General features: G+C 69.6%; 16 protein-coding genes and 1 pseudogene. 6 read left to right on the top strand and 11 right to left on the bottom strand.

From position 1 onward, the window contains the following. Positions 1-55: 55 nt before the first annotated feature. The 3 genes from ACIBHX_RS45220 (at position 56) to ACIBHX_RS45210 (ending at position 3,200) form a co-directional block, all read left to right on the top strand. Positions 56-1,303 carry a PEP/pyruvate-binding domain-containing protein gene (locus ACIBHX_RS45220; RefSeq protein WP_397074284.1) on the top strand — a complete coding sequence of 416 codons (1,248 nt, stop codon included), beginning with the start codon at positions 56-58 and terminating at the stop codon, positions 1,301-1,303. Positions 1,304-1,424: 121 nt separating this feature from the next. Beyond that, entirely contained in the window at positions 1,425-2,039 is a 615-nt protein-coding gene (locus ACIBHX_RS45215; RefSeq protein WP_397074282.1) for a histidine phosphatase family protein, read from the top strand. Between the two features lie 333 nt (positions 2,040-2,372). After that, positions 2,373-3,200, top strand: a complete 828-nt coding sequence (locus ACIBHX_RS45210; protein ID WP_397074280.1) for a transposase — start codon at positions 2,373-2,375, stop codon at positions 3,198-3,200. A 245-nt stretch (positions 3,201-3,445) separates the two neighbouring features. Here the strand turns inward: ACIBHX_RS45210 and fabG are convergent, their stop codons facing one another. Next, a complete protein-coding gene (gene fabG / locus ACIBHX_RS45205) occupies positions 3,446-4,150 on the bottom strand; it encodes a 3-oxoacyl-ACP reductase FabG (protein ID WP_397074278.1) in 705 nt (234 codons plus the stop codon). Positions 4,151-4,185: 35 nt separating this feature from the next. Next, a pseudogene (locus tag ACIBHX_RS45200) lies at positions 4,186-5,502 on the bottom strand (2-isopropylmalate synthase); the annotation flags it as partial. Between the two features lie 233 nt (positions 5,503-5,735). Here ACIBHX_RS45200 and ACIBHX_RS45195 point away from each other — a divergent pair. From ACIBHX_RS45195 to ACIBHX_RS45185, 3 genes are all read left to right on the top strand, one after another. Beyond that, positions 5,736-6,623: a UbiA family prenyltransferase gene (locus ACIBHX_RS45195; RefSeq protein WP_397074277.1), complete on the top strand. Its 888-nt coding sequence runs from the start codon at positions 5,736-5,738 to the stop codon at positions 6,621-6,623. A gap of 190 nt (positions 6,624-6,813) precedes the next feature. Next, positions 6,814-7,752: an ATP-binding protein gene (locus ACIBHX_RS45190; RefSeq protein WP_397074275.1), complete on the top strand. Its 939-nt coding sequence runs from the start codon at positions 6,814-6,816 to the stop codon at positions 7,750-7,752. Then, a complete protein-coding gene (locus ACIBHX_RS45185) occupies positions 7,749-8,417 on the top strand; it encodes a response regulator (RefSeq protein ID WP_397074273.1) in 669 nt (222 codons plus the stop codon). Before ACIBHX_RS45190 ends, ACIBHX_RS45185 begins: the two co-directional genes overlap by 4 nt. 11 nt (positions 8,418-8,428) lie before the next feature. Here ACIBHX_RS45185 and ACIBHX_RS45180 read toward each other — a convergent pair whose 3' ends face one another. The 9 genes from ACIBHX_RS45180 to fabI all read right to left on the bottom strand — a co-directional run bounded on the left by ACIBHX_RS45180 (position 8,429) and on the right by fabI (position 17,187). Next, complete coding sequence (locus ACIBHX_RS45180; RefSeq protein ID WP_397074272.1) at positions 8,429-9,292, bottom strand: aldo/keto reductase; 864 nt, start codon at positions 9,290-9,292, stop codon at positions 8,429-8,431. A gap of 20 nt (positions 9,293-9,312) precedes the next feature. After that, positions 9,313-10,239 carry a cytochrome d ubiquinol oxidase subunit II gene (locus tag ACIBHX_RS45175; RefSeq protein ID WP_397074270.1) on the bottom strand — a complete coding sequence of 309 codons (927 nt, stop codon included), beginning with the start codon at positions 10,237-10,239 and terminating at the stop codon, positions 9,313-9,315. Between the two features lie 8 nt (positions 10,240-10,247). Next, positions 10,248-11,531 (bottom strand): cytochrome ubiquinol oxidase subunit I, encoded by a 1,284-nt coding sequence (locus tag ACIBHX_RS45170; RefSeq protein ID WP_397074269.1) that lies wholly within the window; start codon positions 11,529-11,531, stop codon positions 10,248-10,250. Then, positions 11,521-12,894, bottom strand: coding sequence for a class I adenylate-forming enzyme family protein (locus ACIBHX_RS45165; protein WP_397074268.1), 1,374 nt, complete (start codon positions 12,892-12,894; stop codon positions 11,521-11,523). The genes ACIBHX_RS45170 and ACIBHX_RS45165 overlap by 11 nt, the downstream gene beginning before the upstream one ends. Beyond that, positions 12,887-13,954 carry a sugar phosphate nucleotidyltransferase gene (locus tag ACIBHX_RS45160; protein ID WP_397074267.1) on the bottom strand — a complete coding sequence of 356 codons (1,068 nt, stop codon included), beginning with the start codon at positions 13,952-13,954 and terminating at the stop codon, positions 12,887-12,889. The genes ACIBHX_RS45165 and ACIBHX_RS45160 overlap by 8 nt, the downstream gene beginning before the upstream one ends. Positions 13,955-13,982: 28 nt before the next feature. Beyond that, on the bottom strand, positions 13,983-14,738 hold the full coding sequence (locus ACIBHX_RS45155) for a BTAD domain-containing putative transcriptional regulator (RefSeq protein ID WP_397074265.1): 756 nt from the start codon (positions 14,736-14,738) through the stop codon (positions 13,983-13,985). Positions 14,739-14,967: 229 nt separating this feature from the next. Further along, the gene (gntA, locus tag ACIBHX_RS45150) at positions 14,968-15,612 is read right to left on the bottom strand and encodes a guanitoxin biosynthesis heme-dependent pre-guanitoxin N-hydroxylase GntA (protein ID WP_397074263.1); all 645 of its coding nucleotides are present in this window, start codon (positions 15,610-15,612) and stop codon (positions 14,968-14,970) included. A gap of 101 nt (positions 15,613-15,713) precedes the next feature. After that, positions 15,714-16,442, bottom strand: coding sequence for a hypothetical protein (locus ACIBHX_RS45145; RefSeq protein ID WP_397074261.1), 729 nt, complete (start codon positions 16,440-16,442; stop codon positions 15,714-15,716). Further along, positions 16,426-17,187 carry an enoyl-ACP reductase FabI gene (gene fabI, locus ACIBHX_RS45140; protein WP_397074259.1) on the bottom strand — a complete coding sequence of 254 codons (762 nt, stop codon included), beginning with the start codon at positions 17,185-17,187 and terminating at the stop codon, positions 16,426-16,428. Before fabI ends, ACIBHX_RS45145 begins: the two co-directional genes overlap by 17 nt.

The raw sequence follows: 17,187 nt of genomic DNA, 5'->3' as shown, positions 1-17,187 counted from the left end.
TTCCATAATCACAATCAATAAATTGTTGTCAATCTTTCATTGAAAGGCGGAGTGGATGATCGTACCCCTCATATCGGCTGCCGCCGACACGTGCGGAGGCAAGGCCGGTGCGCTCGGCGCGCTGCTTCGCGCGGGACTACCGGTTCCCGACGGCTTCGTCGTGTCGTTCGCCGCTTACCGCGCCGCCGTCCGAGACCTGGACCTCGAGCGGTTCGTCGGCGAGCCGGACCATCTCGACGCCGTGCGGCGGGCGATCGAGGCCCGCCCGGTCCACGCCACCCTGATCGACGCGCTCGGACGCGCGCTTGACGAACTCGGTGATCCGCCCGTCGCGGTGAGATCATCCGCCGCGTATGAGGACACCGGCCAGGCGTCGGCGGCCGGTCAGCACGACAGCTTTCTCGCCGTGCGGGGAGTCGGCGCGGTCACTGACGCCATACGCGCCTGCTGGGCTTCGCTGTTCACTTCGCGCGCCGTCGACTACCGGGGCGACTCCGGCCGCGGCGGCCGGCCCTTCGCCGATCCCGTCATGGCCGTCCTCGTGCAACGCCATCTGGACGCCGAGGTGTCCGGGGTCATGTTCACCCCCGCGGACCCGCACGACGCGATCCGCATCGAGGCGTCCTGGGGGCTCGGCCCCAGCATCGTCGGCGGCACGGTCACCCCTGACGCCTACCGCGTCGCCGAGGACGGGTTGGTTACCCACACGATCGCGCACAAACTGACCCGCCTTGACCGGCGCTGCAGGCAACTTGTCGTGTCCGACGTGCCCACCGGTGCCCGCGACCGGCCGACGATCGACGGCGCGACCGCCAAACTGCTCGCCGAGCTGGGCAAGGAGATCGCCGCCGTACGCGGTGGACCGCAGGACATCGAGTGGACGATCGCCGATGGCCGTACCTGGATCCTGCAGGCACGGCCGGTCACCGCCGCACCCCCGGCGTGGCCCTCGCCTGCCGCTCACACCTCGGCCGCCGCGCCCACGCTGACCGGAGCACCGGGCAGCCGCGGGGTGGCGACCGGCCCCGCGCGGATCGTCCGCGGTCCCGGCGACTTCGCGCGCGTGCACCCGGGCGACATCCTCGTCTGCCCCTTCACCGACCCCGCCTGGACGCCGCTACTGCGCATCGCGGCCGGCGTCATCACCGAAACCGGAGGCGTGCTCTCCCACGCCGCGATCGTCGCTCGCGAGCACGGCATCCCCGCGGTCCTCGGCATCCCGAACGCGACGAGCAGACTCCACGACGACAGCACCATCACCATCGACGGCGCCACCGGCACCGTCACGGCGGCCAACGCGTGACCGATCCTCTGCCTCTCCGGCCGGGGAGCCTTCACCCGACAGCCACACCCACACCCACGTCACCCACGGATTGAACGGAGACGGGAAGCGGGCCCACGCGGGCACCGCGCCCCAACTGCTCATGACCACGCGACACCTCTACCTGGCACGCCACGGCGCGGCCGACGCATTCGGGAACCTCACCGACATCGGTCGCCGGCAGGCGGGCCTGCTGGGCGAACGGCTCGCCGGCCTACCGGTCGACGCCGTGTGGCACTCTCCGTTACCGCGCGCCGCAGCCAGCGCGCACGAACTCGCCCGGCACCTGCAGAACGCGCCCGTCGCCGAGGCCGCCGAACTTATCGACCATGTGCCCTACGTTCCCCGAGCTGCCGAAACACCCCCATCCTGGGTCGGATTCTTCGACGGCTACGACGACGCCGAGGCGGCCTCGGGCCACAAGCTCGCCGAGGCCCTGGTCGGCCGGTTCGCGAAGTCCCCCGACACAACCGCGGCAGGAACCCGGCGCGACACTCACGAGGTTGTGGTGACACACGCCTACCCGATCGCGTGGCTGGTGCGGCACGCCCTAGACGCGCCGCCATCCCGGTGGCTCGGCCTGAACAGCGCCAACACCGCGCTGACGGTCATCGACTACCGCACCGACCTGCCGCCGACGCTCGTGATGTTCAACGACATGAGCCACCTCCCGGCCGACCTGCGCTGGACCGGGTTCCCCGACGGCATGAGGGCATGAGGCGGCTCCTCAAGGCTCGTACGCGTCTGCCGGCTGGGCTCCGACGCCCCTCGGCCATGTCTGAGAGTCGATGGGAGCGGTCACCGAAGGCGGTGTCCATGGTCTGGGCAGCCTTGATGATCACGAGCCTGAGCAGGTGCCGCAGACGCCCTTGGTAACGCTGCCGTGCCCGTGCCTCGGTCTGGGTGAACACGGTCCTGACAGCGGTGAACACGGTCCTGGCAGCCCGGTGACCGAAACGGCAAGAGCCGTGTGAGGGGTCCGGCCCACATAAGCCCAAAACCCACATTGTGGCCGCGTTCCCGCAGGTCAGGGATTCCGTCGGAAGGCACGATGGTCTGGGTTCCCACCCGGCTGACCGCTGCCCACCGCAGACTCCACGCCGCTACCGGCGCCAAGTCCGATCCCGTCGACGCCGCCGCGGCCGCCCACGCGGCCATCGCCACCCCTGAACTGGCCCGACACCGCATCGACGAACACGTCCGCGAGCTGCGGGTCCTGGTTGACTACCGCACCGACCTCATCAAACGCCGCACCACGCTGATCAACCAGCTCAAAGCCCAGCTTCATCTCTGGCTCGACCACACCCCGGGCGACCTCGCCCGGCCCAAAGGCACGGACGCGCTGGCCTGCCTGCTGGCCGCCGCCTCCCACTTGGGCGCCCACGTCCGCAGGGTCCTGCTGGACATGACCGCCGAGCTCTTGGAGCTCAACCGGCGTGTCCACGACCTCGACGCCACGATCAAGGAGATCGTCAGCCCGCTAGCCCCGGCCCTGCTGGAGATCACCGGCATCAGCCACAACTCCGCCGCGGTCCTCATCGCCGAGATCGGCGACATCACCCGCTTCCCCACCTCGGCCAAACTCGCCCGCTACACCGGCTGCGCTCCCATCCCCGTCTACTCCTCAGACCAAGAACGCCACCGCCTCCACCGAGGCGGCAACCGCCGCCTCAACAGCGTCCTCTACACCGCAGCCATCGTCCAGAAACGCTTCCACCCAGCCGCCCAGGAACTCCTGGCCCGCCATGAACCAACCAAAGGCAAACGCGGCGCCCGCCGCATCCTCCAACGCCACCTCATCGACGTCATCCACCGCGCTATGACCACCGATCGAGCATCCTGGCAACACCAGATCACCCACCATCAGTCAGCGGCTTGACATAGAAGCATCAACGGCCTGCTGCGCCAGTACTTCCCTAAGGGCACCGACCTATCACGATGGAATGCCGATGACCGCGACGGATGGCCACTTGCCTGGTCGACGTCGAACGGCGCCACCGAGCTGATGCGCGGCCTGGTCGTCCGGACCCGGCCCCGCATCGCTCGATGATCACACGAAGACGATCAAGCTCTGACCCCGCGACAACCAGGATGGACAACCCTCGTTGGGGAACCCGGACGGAGTCAGTGGCCCATGGAGGCGCCGCCGTCGACGGGAACAACCGCTCCGGTGAGGTAGGAGGCGGCCGGGGAGGCCACGAAGCGGATCACCTCCGCGATCTCCTCCGGCGTCGCCATCCGCTGCAGCGGCGTCTCGGCGCACATCTCGCGGATGCGTTGCTCGGGAAGGATAGCTGTCATATCCGTCTCGGTGAGCCCGGGCGCGACGACGTTGACGGTGATACCGCGGGGCCCCAGCTCCCACGCCAGCGACCGCGCCAGCCCGATCAGCGCTGCTTTGGAGGCCGCGTAGTTACTCTGCCCGCGCTCACCGCGCAACCCCACAGAGGAGGAGACGAACACGATCCGCCCGCGCCGCGCCTTGAGCATCCCGGGCACCACGCGCTTGGCGACCCGGAAGGTCCCCTTGAGGTTGGTGTCGAGCACGGCCTCCAGGTCCTCCTCGGTCATGCGGAGGAAGAGCTTGTCGCGGGTGATCCCGGCGTTGGCCACGAGGACCTCCACCGCACCGTGCAGCGTCTCGACCTCGGTGACGGCCCGGTCGACATCATCAGCCGAGGTCACGTCGCACCGGCAGCCCGCCACGTCCTCGGGCGGCTCGGCGCTGCGGTGGGTGACGGCGACCTTGTCGCCATCGCGGGCGAACGCTCGGGCAACCGCCAGGCCGATGCCGCGATTGCCACCGGTGACCAGGACAGAGCGGCTCATGACGTACCACCGTTCATGGAGTCCCAGGCCGCGCCGATGCGGTCGGGGCTGATCTCGCCACCCTCGTCCTCGGCCAGCGACTGGATGACATCGGCGAACTCGCGCCGTCTCCCCTGCTCGACTTCCACCCCGTGGTGCAGAGCCATCACGTAGGCGACACCACCCTTGCCCGACTGACTGTTGATACGCACCATCGACTCGTGCGAGCGGCCGATGTCGCGCGGATCCAGCGGCAAGTACGGCACCTGCCACGACAGTTCCTCGACGGGTACGCCGGTCTCCGCGGCCCGGCGGGCCATGGCGTCCAGACCCTTCTTGATGGCGTCCTGATGCGAGCCGGAGAAGGCCGTGTAGACGAGTTCGCCCGCGTAGGGGTACCGCGCCGGCACGGGCATGGCGGTGCAATGCTCGGCCACCGCCTTGATCCGGTCGATGTCGGAGAAGTCGATCCCGGGGTCGATACCCTGGAGCAGCAGGTTCATACCGAGCGTGACCAGGCAGACGTTGCCGGCGCGCTCGCCGTGGCCGAACAGGCACCCCTCGACGCGCTCGGCACCGGCCAGCAACGCCAGTTCGGCGGCGGCGACGCCAGTGCCGCGATCGTTGTGCGGGTGGATGGACAGGCATACGTGCTCGCGCCGCGTCAGCGTACGGCCGAGCCATTCGATCTGGTCGGCGAACACATGGGGCTGGGAACGTTCGACAGTCGCGGGAAAGTTGAGAATCATCTCCCGTTCGGCGTCGGGCTGCCAGACGTCCACCACGGCTTCGCAGACCTCGACCGCGAATTCCGGCTCCGTTTCATTAAACGCCTCGGGCGAGTACTGAAACCGAAGATCACAGCGCGCCAGCGCGCGTTCGGCGTGCTTCATCATCAAGCGCGTGCCCTGGACGGCAAGGTCTTTACACTCCGCGCGGGACATCGTCAAGACCAGCTTGCGAAAGGTCGGCGCGAGGGAGTTGTAGAGGTGAAAGGTGGCCCTCGGGGCGCCTCGCAGGGCCTCGACGCTCTGCGTGATCATCTCGTCGCGAGCGGGAACCAGGATACTGATCCAGACGTCGTCGGGGATGCGCTCCTCTTCGATGAGCATGCGGACAAACGCATGGTCATCTCTGCTGGCGACGGGGAAGCCGACCTCGATCTCTTTGTAGCCCATCTCCACCAGGAGTTCGAACATGGCGAGCTTCCTGCCGGGGTCCATGGGGTTGGCAAGCGATTGGTTGCCGTCACGGAGATCGGTTGACAACCATCGGGGCGCGGCTGTCAAGTGCCGATCTGGCCAGCAACGGTCAGGAAGGGTTAGCGGGACGAATTCTGCGTAGCGTCTGGCGGCCATTCTGGAGTGCCGCATGCCAGGATTCTCCATTCTCTGATGGCTAGCACGGCCGGATTGACGCTAACCCTGAAATCCCCGATCATCAAGTAGGGATGGATATATCGGAAGTTGTAGCCGGGAGTACCACCTTTCATGCTCCACTTAACTTCCGCCGATTTTTATTGCAGCCTCGCGTTATGCCCGCTGCACACGCCTCTTCCATGCCCTCACTGTTCGCCCGTATTGGACACGGAGTCAATCTGCTGCGCATGTGCGTGGTCGAGACCCGCCCCTCGGTCCTGGCACTGTTCACTCTGCGCTTCGCCGTCGGCGCGGTGCTGGGCGAGCGCGTACTCGGCGCCAACGACGCCACATGCCTGCAGGTGCTGTGCACCTTGCTGGTCTGGATTCTGGTGATCTTCGCCGTCTATCTGTTCAACGGCGTCGAGGACCTCCAGGAGGACAGGGCCAACGGATCGGCACGGCCGATCGCCCGGGGTTCACTGACCCCCGGCACCGCGCTCGGCGTCGCGGGCGCGGCCACGCTCGCCGCGCTCGTCGGTGCGCTGAGCCTGCCCTCCACCGTCAGCTGGATGGTGCCGGCGATCCTGCTGCTCGGCTACATGTACTCGGGCCCTCCGTTCCACCTCAAGCGCACCACCGCCGGCACCGCGGCGATCGGGATCACCGCGAGCCTGATGACATACGCGGCCGGCTACCTCACCCAGACCGACGGGTGGGTGCACCAGATCGGGGTGCTCGTCGTGTTCACGGCCGCGGTCTCCCTGTGGACCGGCCTGGTCGGCGGCCTCACCAAGGACCTGTCCGACATCGAGGGCGACGCTGCCGCCGGCCGGAGGACTCTCAGTGTCACGCGCGGTGAGCGCACTGTCCGAATGCTCGCCGCCCTGGCCGCACTCGGCACGGCCTGCGGATTCACCGCCGCCGTGCTGGCTCTCCAGCTGCCCCTGGTGGCCGCCGCGGTGATCATGACCACGGGCGCGGTCACGCTGGCCGTCGTCGCTCTGGGGCCGATCTCCCGAGGCAGCCGGTCCCGCCGCCGCCGTCCGTATCGCACGTACATGATGACGCAGTACGTAGTTCATCTGATTTTAGTCGTATCTATCGCCATATCACCTGTTGCCTGGACCAATTAATTAGGTAAAAATGGGCCATCCGGTTTCCTAGTTCCGGAGGCAGGGGACGTTGGGGAGGCCACGGCACGACGAGGCAGGAAGTTTCGCAGCCCTCAGGAGAAGCTGCGGCAAGCGGATTCTCGACGAATACACACACAGGCTCAAACTGGAAAGTTCCTCGCTGGTGCGAGACCCAGCGACCCTTCAGCAATTGGTTGAAAACGCAAACGAGATTCTCGATGACGTCTTCGCGGCCCTGGAGGCGGGCCAGATCCGGGCCGACACCACCATAAGCTCGCTGGCCTGGGACATCGGCAGCGACCGTGCCGAAGCCGGAGTCCATCCCAAGGAGTCGCTGGACGCTGCCTCGGCCTTCTTCAAGGTGGCGCTGCCCGCACTGAGCACCGCTCTGGAGAACCGCCCCGATTATGCCCGCCTCTTTAACATCGCCGCGCTGACCCTGGAAGAGGCCATCTCCTCCAGGATCCGGGCGGCATCGGCCAGCTACACCAGCTTCCTGCTCAACAGGGTGCACACGGTGCAGACGGAGGAGCGGCGCAGGATCGCCAGGGACCTTCATGACCGCATCGGGCACGGAGTCAGCGTCGCCCACCAGCAGCTCGAGCTGTACCAGCGCAACCGGGTCACCAAGCCTTTGCGTGCCTCGGGCAACGTCAAGCTCGCCGAGCAAGCCATCCAGGAGACCATGCGCAACCTGCGCCAGGTGACCTCCGAGCTGCATCCGCACGATTCGCTCACGAGCCTGGAGAAGGCTCTCCTCGGCTACCTCGAGACCGTCGACACCCACGGCGTGGACGTGCGCCTTCAGATCAACGGCGACGAGGAGTGGGCCTTACCCGACGTCCGTGACGAGTCCTTCCTCATCGTCCGCGAGGCCGTGCGCAACGCGCTCGCACACGCACGCGCGTCGCTGATCCTCATCAGGATCGACATTGCGCCGCACGAGCTGCGCGGGATCGTGCAGGACAACGGGCGCGGCATCCCCAAGGAGCGGCCCGCCTCCTCCGGGCTGGGCCTGCAGTCGATGCGCGAGAGGGCCGAACTGCTCGGTGGCTCGGTGGTCGTGTCGAGCGAGGCGGGCAAGGGAACGTCGGTGGAACTCTGCATGCCCAGGAGCAACGCGCAATGAGCACACTCACCAGGGTAGGCATCGTCGACGACCACACCCTCTTCCGCGAGGGGCTGCGCGAGATCCTGGAGGCCTGCTCGGACCTGCGGGTGGTCGGCGAGGCCGGCGACTCGGGCGGAGCGGTGGCTCTGGTCAGAGAGGAGCGGCCGGACGTGATCATGCTCGACATCGAGATTCCCGGCGACGATGTGCTCGACACCGTCGGCAAGATCCGCACCAGCTCGCCAGACACCAAGATCATCGTGCTCAGCATGTATGACGGCCCGCAGCTGCTGCGGCGGCTGTTATCGGCCGGAATCCGGGGCTACCTCCTCAAGAGCGTGCACAGCGAGGAGGTCATCTCCGCGATCAGGAGCGTCGTCAACGATCCCGAGCGCCTGGTGCTGGCCGTCTCCCGTGACAGCATGGCCCAGATCCACGCGCCCACCCAGAACATCCTCACCGACAAGGAGCGGCAGGTCCTGGAGCTGGCCGCGCAGGCGCTGAGCAACCAGCAGATCGCCAGGCACCTAGGGCTCACCGAGGCCACGGTCAAGCGGCACCTGCGCAACGTGTTCGTCAAGCTCGGCGCCGTCTCCCGCATCGACGCCGTCAACCGGGCGGTCGCCGCGTCGCTGATCAGCATCAGGCAGGATCCCGGCGCGCTGCCGAAGAGCTTCGGCTAGCGCCTGCCACCTCACGTGGCGCTCCCCTGGTCGAAGACGAGGGCCAGGCGGTCGCACGTCTCCCGCGTCAGCAGCACGCCGACGGCAGCGATGTCCATCTCGAGCTGGACCGGGTCGAGCGCGCTCGGCAGCGGCACGACGTCGTCGTTGCGCGAGAGCAGCCAGGCCAGCGCCAGGCGGCTCATGCCGACGTTCAGGTCGGCCGCGATCGACTCCGCCTCCCGCACCATGCGCCGCACGGACTCCGCACGCCGCGCGTCCTGAAGGTCTGGGACGCGCAGCCGCCCGCCGAGCAGGCCGCGGGCGAAGGGGCAGCGGGCCACCACTCCCACGCCCAGCTCCCGCGCCACGTCGAGCAGTTCGTGCTCCGCCTCGCGGAAGACGACCGAGTACTCGGTGGCGAGCACCGTCATCGGGTGGACGGCGTGGGCGCGCCGCAGCTGGTGCGGGGTCCCACCGAGGAGCCCGAGATGGCGGATCTTCCCCTCCAGGACCAGCTCGGCCAGCTCGCTGACGCCGCGCTCGACCTGGGTCGTGAGGTCCGCGCGCAGGTAGTAGACGTCGAGGTAGTCGACCTCGTACCGGGCCAGCGCCTGATCGCAGCGGCGCCGCAGCTGCGCGGCGCCGTCCTGCCACGGCCCTGCCGAGGCCAGCAGCAGGTCCTGGCGCCGGACGTCCACCGCGCGTCCGACGAGGGGGGCCAGCTCGCTGTCGGGGTCCAGGTCGCTGACGTCGAGCAGCGTTATGCCCGACGAGATCGCGTAGTGCACCGTCTCGATCCACGCGTCGGGATCCACGCGCCCTTGCGAGGCCAGGATCGACAGGCCGACACACGATGAGACCGGCCCGTTCCTGCCCAGTCTTCTGTGGCGCACGAGACCACCTCCGTCAGAACTCACAGGTATGTGGGGGGACGGCCGCGGAAGGCCCACCAGCCCACCGCCTGCAGGGCGAGCAGCAGCGGGATCACCAGTGCCGCGACAGGGAGCAGCAGGCGCAGGGTGGCGGGGTCCGCGGCGATCTCGGCCAGGCTCATGCCCGCGCCGGATCCGGCCAGGATGATCGGGGCCAGCAGCGCGGCGGCACCGGAGGTGGCCGCGAACGCCCAGCGCGCCGCCCCGCGCCGGAGCGTGACGGCCGCGAGCAGGAGCAGGACGGCCTGGGCCGCGGCGGGCGCGGCCAGGATCCAGCCCGAGGCCGCCAGGTGCGCGGCGGCCCCCACGCCGGCTGCGGCGAGGACCGCCGCGGCGGCCGCGGTCAGCAGCGGGACGCCCGCGCGCAGCGCTCGCGCGCGCAGCGGGCCGTCGGCGCGCATCCCGAGGAACGCCGCCCCGTGCCCGGCGAACAGCGTCAGCGTCGCCGCCGCGCACAGCAGCACGAACGGCCGGGCCCACTCCCCCGCCGAGGCGCCGGACAGCAACCGGCCGGTGAGCAGCCCCCAGCCGGCCGCGGCGACCAGCCCGCCGGCCGCTGCCAGCGCGCCCCAAAGCGCGCGGGCGGGACGGGAGCGGTGCCTGCTGCGCAGTTGGACGGCCACGGTGCCCACGACGACCCCGCCGAGCAGCCCCGCCACGGGCAGGTGCAGCGGCGGCAGCAGCGCGGCCTCGGCGCGGGGGAAGGCTCCGGCCATCACCCCGGCGAAGGCCACCAGCCACACCTCGTTGCCCAGGAAGAACGGGCCGAAGGTGTTGAGCGCCAGGCGCCGCTCGCCCTCGCCGCGCGCGAGCGTCGCGTGCAGCAGTTGCACGCCGTAGTCGTAGCCGCCGAGCACCAGGTACCCGGCGAGCAGGGCCCCGAGCAGGGCCAGCCAGATCGTTTCCATGCCTTCCCTCACAGTTGCAGCGCGATGGGGGATTCCTCGTGAGGGGACGTCCCCGGCCCTCGGAGGTCGGTGTCGCGCGGGCCGCGATGGACGTAGCGCGCGATCAGGGACCAGTTCGCGATCGCCAGGGCCGCGAGCAGCGTGCTGAACCCGACCAGCGAACCGAGCACGACCCCGGGTGAGACGGGTGAGCGGGCCTGGGAGGTGAGCAGCTCGCCGTACACGGCCCAGGGCTGGCGGCCGACCTCGCGCACGAGCCAGCCCAGCGTGGACGACACGAACGGGATCGGCACGATGAGCATCACCAGGAACGCGATGGCACGCGAGCGCGCCAGCGCGTTGCCGATCAGGCAGACCGCGCCGAACAGCGCGAGCACCACGATGAAGAACGCCGAGGTCATCATGAAGTCGTAGGCGTCGGCGATCCAGCCGGGCGGCGCGTAGTCGCCGGGGCCGAGCCTGGCCGCCATCTCCGCCTGGACCTGCGCGACCGTGTACGGCCCGCGGTCCTCGGGCAGCAGGACCTCGCGCAGCACCGCCATCTTCATCGGCTGGGCGGCGTGCAGCGGCGGGATCTGCCTGAACCCGGTCTCGGCGACCGCGATGGAGAACGGCACGGCCACCGCCAGCCCGGCGCGGGCCGAGCTGAGGAAGAACGCCACCTCGCGGGTGCGGCGCAGGAACTGGTAGGCGCTCACCCCGGCGACGAACCCGCCCCCGGCGACCAGGGCGGCCGACACGATGTGCCACATGGCGTACAGCGCGCTCGGGTTGGTCAGCATGGCGGCGAAGTCGGTCAGGTAGGCCCTGCCGTTCCTGACCACGGAGCCCACCGGGTGGTGCATGAACCCGTTGGCCACCAGGATCCAGTACGTGGAGGCGTAGGCGGTCGCGGTGACCGCCCAGAACAGCAGCAGGTGCACGACCTTGGGCAGCCGCCCCCAGCCGAAGATCCACAGCCCGAGGAAGGTCGACTCGGCGAAGAACGCGACGAGCGTCTCCATCGCCAGCGGCGCGCCGAAGACGTTGCCCGCAAAGGCCGTCAGCCCGCTCCACGACAGCCCGAACTGGAACTCCATCACCAGCCCGGTGGCGATGCCGAGCACGTAGTTGACGACGTAGATCTGTCCCCAGTAGCGGGTCATCCGCTCGAAGCGCGGGTTGCGGCCGATGACGTAGCGGGTCTGCATGTAGGCGATGATCGGTGCGAGCCCGAGCGTGAGCAGCACGAACAGCCAGTGGAAGCCGACCGTGATCGCGAACTCCAGCCGGGCCATGACCTCAACGTCCACCTGGATGGCCCTTCAGTGTCTCGGCGGCCAACTCCCGCAGCACGCCGACGTCGACCTTGCCGTTGCGGTTGACGGGAAAGCGAGGCAACACCACCACCGCGTTGGGACGCTCGTAGGATGCCAGCAGGGTGCGTAGGCGAGCGCGCCAGTGGCGCTCGTCCCGTTCGCTGTCCTGAACGAAGAACACCAGCATCGACCCGGCCCGTTCGTCGTCGACAGCGACGACCTTGACCGGGGCGCCGCACTCCTCGGCGCGGCGTTCCAGGTACTCCGGGTAGAGCGTGTGGCCGAGCCGGTGCACGGCGTTCATCCGGCCGTAGACGTGCAGTACGCCGTCGTCGTCGAACCGGCCGAGGTCGCTGGTGCGGAACCAGTCGTCCTCGAAGGCAGCCAGGCTGCCGTCGGGCCGCAGGTATCCCTCCAGCCTGCCGGGAGTCTGCACCTCGATCTCGCCAGGATCGCCCTGGACGCGGACGTTCACTCCTGGCAGCGGCCTGCCGCAGCCCTTGATCAGATTAGGCAGCATGAGGGCGATGTTGCCCGTCTCCGTCATGCCGTAACCGTCGAGCAGGGGATGTCCGGTGGCGGCGAGGAAGCGATCGGCCAGCGGCCGGTTGAGCGGCGCGCCGCCGACGCACCACATCCGGACCCGCTCGAGCCCGCCCAGCAGGCCGGGGTCGCGGGTGAGCAGCGTGAGCAGCCCGTGGTAGGTGGGCGGGGTGCCGTCGACGACGGTGGCCCCGGACTCGGCGACGGCCGCGATCGCGCGTTCCAGCCGGCGGTACGGCGCCACCAGCAGCCCGCAGCCGGTCAGCCACCAGATGAGCAGCAGCGACATGCCGTACTGGTGGGAGAACGGCAGCAGCGGCGCCAGCACGTCGCGCGGCGTGTAGGCCATCGCGGCGGCGGTCACGCGCGAGTTCTCCAGTACGGCGCGGCCGGACTTGACCACGGCCTTCGGGGCTCCGGTGGTCCCGGAGGACCACATGACGACCCCGTCGCGGCGGCCTTCCCAGGCCCGCAGCGAGATCGTCGCGGGCGCGGTGGCGGCGGGCCCGTCGGGCTCGGCCAGGTCCAGCACGCTCCCCGGAGGTAGCGGGATCCTGGCGGGCGCGTCGGTGACGGCCCAGCGCACCGCGGAGACCTCGCACATGGTGGCGAGCTGGTCGGTGGCCAGCTGCGGATCGGCCAGCACGATCGAGACGTCGAGGTGGCACAGCGCAAGCAGCGCGGCGACGAAAGGGGAGGAGTTCTCCCCCCTCAGCAGCACCCGGTCACCGGACCTGACGCCCAGCTCGGTGAGCCGGGCGACCAGGCCGAGCGCCTGCTTCTCGACCGTGACGGGCCGCAGGACGTCAGCCACGGGTCTCCTCCCCGGTGGCGGCGGTCAGCAGGATCCGGCTGCGGTCGGCCACGACCAGCCGCGATCCGGCGGGTCCCGTGCCGACGTGGGCGTCGCGCCCGATGAGCGAGCCGCGTACCGGCCCGACCCCGTGCAGCGTGGCGCCCTCCAGCACGATGGAGTCCTCGACGGTGCTGTCCTGGACCTGGCAGTCGGGGCCGAGCGAGGTGTGCGGGCCGATCGTGCTGCCGCTCACGCTGGTGCCGACGCCGATGATGGCCGGGCCGACCACGCGGGAGCCGCGGACGGTGGAACCGGCGTCGACCAGGACGGGCCCGATGAGCTCGCTGTCGTCGTCGACCTCGCCGAGGACCAGCGGGTCGAGGCGGCGCAGCAGCTCGCGGTTGCAGTCCAGCACGTTGTCGACGCAGCCGACGGTGTTCCAGTAGCCGCGGGCGGAGTAGGCCAGCACCGTGGCGCCGTGGCTGATCATCCAGGTCACCGCGTCGGTGAGCGCGTAGCCGCCGTACCAGGTCGGCCCGGCCGACATCACGGCCTGGTGGATGGCGGGGCTGAAGACGTAGGCGCCGACCAGCGCCCGGTCGAAGGCGGAGTGGCCGTGCCCCTCGGTGATGCCGACCAGGTGTCCGTGCTCGTCCACCAGGGCGACCGGCCCGCTGCCGGCCTTGGCCAGCTCGCCCACCATGGCCACGGCCTCGGCCCTGTCGCTGCGCCGGTACTCGGCAACCAGGCTGGGGACGTCGTCGAGGACGACCTCGCCGCCGTGCAGGACCAGGAAGTCGTCCTCGTCCAGGAAGTCGCGGGCGAGCAGGATGCCCAGGCCGAGCAGGCTGGCGTCCTGCCGGATGTAGGTGACGTCGAGGCCGAACGCGGCACCGGTGCCGACGGCCTTCCTGATCGGGTCGTCGTGCCGGTCCACGACGATGCCGACCTCGGAGATTCCGGACTTCTTGACCGCCTCGAGCGCGTAGCTCACCACGGGGCGGTTGGCGACGTGAACGCCGTCGCCGCAGGGGCGCGACATCGTTCCCGTCCGCCCCGTCAGCACGAGAGCCTTCACTGGCTGCACCTTTCCACGAGTTCGTCTGTCAAGCGGCGCCGACGGGCACGCGGCGCCTGGCACCCTGCGCGTGCAGCATGCGGTACCTGAGCTGGCGCAGCTCGCGCGAGGGCTCCAGCCCGAGCTCCCGATCGAGTACGGCATGCAGCTCCTGGTAGGCGCCCAGCGCCTCCTCACGCCGCCCGACCTGGCACAGGGCCTCCATCAGGCGGCCGTGGAACCACTCGTTGAGCGGGTTGGTGGCCACCAGGAAGCGCAGCTCCCCGATCAGGTCGCGGCCCCGCCCGATCTCCAGCTCGGCCTCGATGCGCAGCTGCAGCACCCACAGCCGGGTCTCCTCGAGATCGGCGAGGTGGGCCTCGAGCACGGGGCCGGGGATCACGTCGGCCAGCGGGTGCCCCGACCACAGGTCGAGCGCCTGGCGCCAGAGGCGGCACGCCTCCTCCATCCGGCCGGCTGCCGCGCAGGCCCGCCCCTCCTGCACCAGCCGGCGGAAGATGAACACGTCCACGCTCTCCTCGGGAACGGACACGAGGTAGCCGGGCGGGCGGGTGACGATCAGCTCGTCGCCGGAGGGCAGGCCGGCTTCGTGGTCGAAGAACCGGCGCAGCTGGTAGATGTGGGTCTGGATCGTGGTGACGGCGCTCTTCGGCGGGTTGCCGCCCCAGAGCTCCATGGCGAGCGACTCGACGTCCACGACCCGGTTCGCATTGAGCAGCAGCAGGCCGAACAATTGCCGTTGACGGGGTGCGGTAAGACGCCATACCCGTTCCTCTGATGCCATTTCCAGAGGACCGAGGACCTTGAATTCGACCATGCGGCTGAACTCCAATCTCGGGCCAGTTCCCGGCTCGACCGAAATGACCGTAGCCAGCGCCGGCACCGCCGGACAACAGGTATTGACGGAGGATCGGCCCGGGGTATCGAAGGGAGCACCGAGGCTCCGACGTCCGATACGCGAACACAGGTGAGGCGGGACCCACCGGGGGTCCCGCCTCACTCTTGGCGCTGGTTCAGTCCGTCTTCGGGTCGAACGGGCAGCGCCACTCCGGCTCGGTGAACCGGCCGCCGTAATGGCGCGCCTCGTCCTTGTAAGCGATGAAACTGGGGTTCGGCGAACCGTGGAAAGAGCGTTCTCTGCCGCGTATCTTGCCGCGCAGTTTGAAGAACTTGATGCCGAGCGCGTTGAACTGGATGTGCGAGTTGAACACCATCGCGGGTTTACCGAACCTGCGGCTCGGCCGCGACGCGCCCGAGTGCAGCCCGACCACGAAAAACGGGTGCGCGCCGACGGAATAGGCGAAGTCGGCCGACTCCGGGTCCGAGCTGTAGGTGTCGTTCCACGGGAAGCGCTCGGCGTCGAGGTCGTGCATGGCCTGCAGGTGCCGCCACAGCAGTTCCTCGTACGCGTGCTCGGTCAGCTCGCCCGGCTCCTCGAACGTCGCCACGAAGGAGGTGAAGCTGCGTGCCGACGGCTCGAAGGTCTCCAGGAACGTCAGCACGTCGCGGTGGTGGGCACGCACGGACTCCGGCTCGCCCAGCTCCGGGTAGTGGTGGTGAACGATGGATTTCCTGTGCAGCGCGGCCCTGGCTCCGAGGCAGACGAAGTCGTCCTGTTCGATGAACGCGGCGAGGGCGGCGTAGACGTCATCATCCATGCCGGAAGCTCCAAGGTCAGAAAGGGGAAGGGCGCCGTTCCGGGCCCTCGGCCCCCCGCCACGTCGTTGGGGAGGGAGGCCGGGGGCGCGGAAGTCCGCGGCTACACCTCGGCGGGCGTCGCGACGGCCGCCCGGTCGGGCGTCCGCCAGAGCGGCAGCGCGGCCGCGATCAGCCACACGGCGGGCACGAGCATGCCGAACAGCGGGTAGAGCACGCCGTAGCCGAGGTCGGTCAGCCCGGTCGAGTACAGGTAGGCCGCGGTGACGACGGCTCCGGCGCCGCCGGTGATGCCGAGCCAGGCGATCCACCGCGAGTACAGCGGGCTGACGAGCATGGCCAGGCCGTACGCGATGGGGGCCAGGCCCGCTATCAGCAGCAGGCCGGTGATCTCGGTGGAGTAGCCGGCCCGGCTGCTGGCGGCGAAGATCGCGTCCTGCACGCCGGGCGTGTCCGTGAGCGACTGGGTCAGGAACGGGTGGACGTAGCCGTCACGGGAGTAGGTGACGATCAGCAGGGCCACGCCGGCCACGGAGAAGCCGTTGCCGATGACCGCCAGCGGCCTGGCGGCCGTGCCCTGGAACGTCTCGCCCACCGTGAGCAGGCCCGCCAGCCGCAGCGCGGTCCCGATGGTCACCGCGAAGTGCAGCAGCACCCACAGGCCCCGCGCGCCGGCGATGCCCTTCAGGTAGGCGGCCGGCGCCACGTCCCCGAACGGGTCCTGGATGAGCACGAGTACGGCCAGCGCGCTGAGCACCGCCAGCGCCACCCCCGCGATGCCCGCCCCGGCGCCGATCCGCACCGCCTTCCTCCTCTCAGTCTCCCATCGCATGGAATCCTCCATCCACGTGGACCACTTCTCCGGTGGTGGCGGGGAACCAGTCCGACAGCAGTGATACGCAGGCGCGAGCCACCGGCTCGCAGTCGTTGGCCTTCCAGCCGAGAGCCGAGCGCGCGTCCCAGCCGGCCTCGACGCCGTCGAAACCGGGGATGCTCCGCGCGGCGACCGTGCGCAGCGGGCCCGCGGCGACCAGGTTGACCCTGACGCCGCGCGGTCCCAGGTAGCGGGCCAGGTAGCGGGAGCAGGACTCCAGCCCCGCCTTGGCCACGCCCATCCAGTCGTAGTTGGCCCAGGACACGGTGGCGTCGAAGTCGAGGCCGACGATCGACCCGCCGTCCCGCATGAGCGGCAGGCAGGCCGTGGTGAGGGCCTTCATCGAGTACGTCGACACCTGGACCGCGGTGGCGACGTCGTCCCACGACGTCTCCAGGAACGAGCCGCCGAGCGCGGACTCCGGAGCGTAGGCGATGGCGTGCAGCACGCCGTCCAGCCGGTCCAGCCCCAACCGGTCGGGGAGGCTGGCCAGGTGGTCCTCGTCGGTCACGTCGAGCTCGACGACCGGCGTGCCCGCCACCGGCAGCCGGCGCGCGGTGCGCTGGACGAGGCTCACCCGGCCGAACGCGGTCAGCACCACGTTGGCGCCCTGCTCCTGGGCGATCCTGGCCACGTGGAAGGCGATGCTGGCGTCGGTCAGGACGCCCGTGACCAGGATGTTCTTACCGTCGAGGATTCCCAC

Source organism: Nonomuraea sp. NPDC050536 (assembly GCF_044457685.1).
Taxonomy (GTDB): domain Bacteria; phylum Actinomycetota; class Actinomycetes; order Streptosporangiales; family Streptosporangiaceae; genus Nonomuraea.
This window is presented reverse-complemented; position numbering and strand designations above follow the sequence as displayed.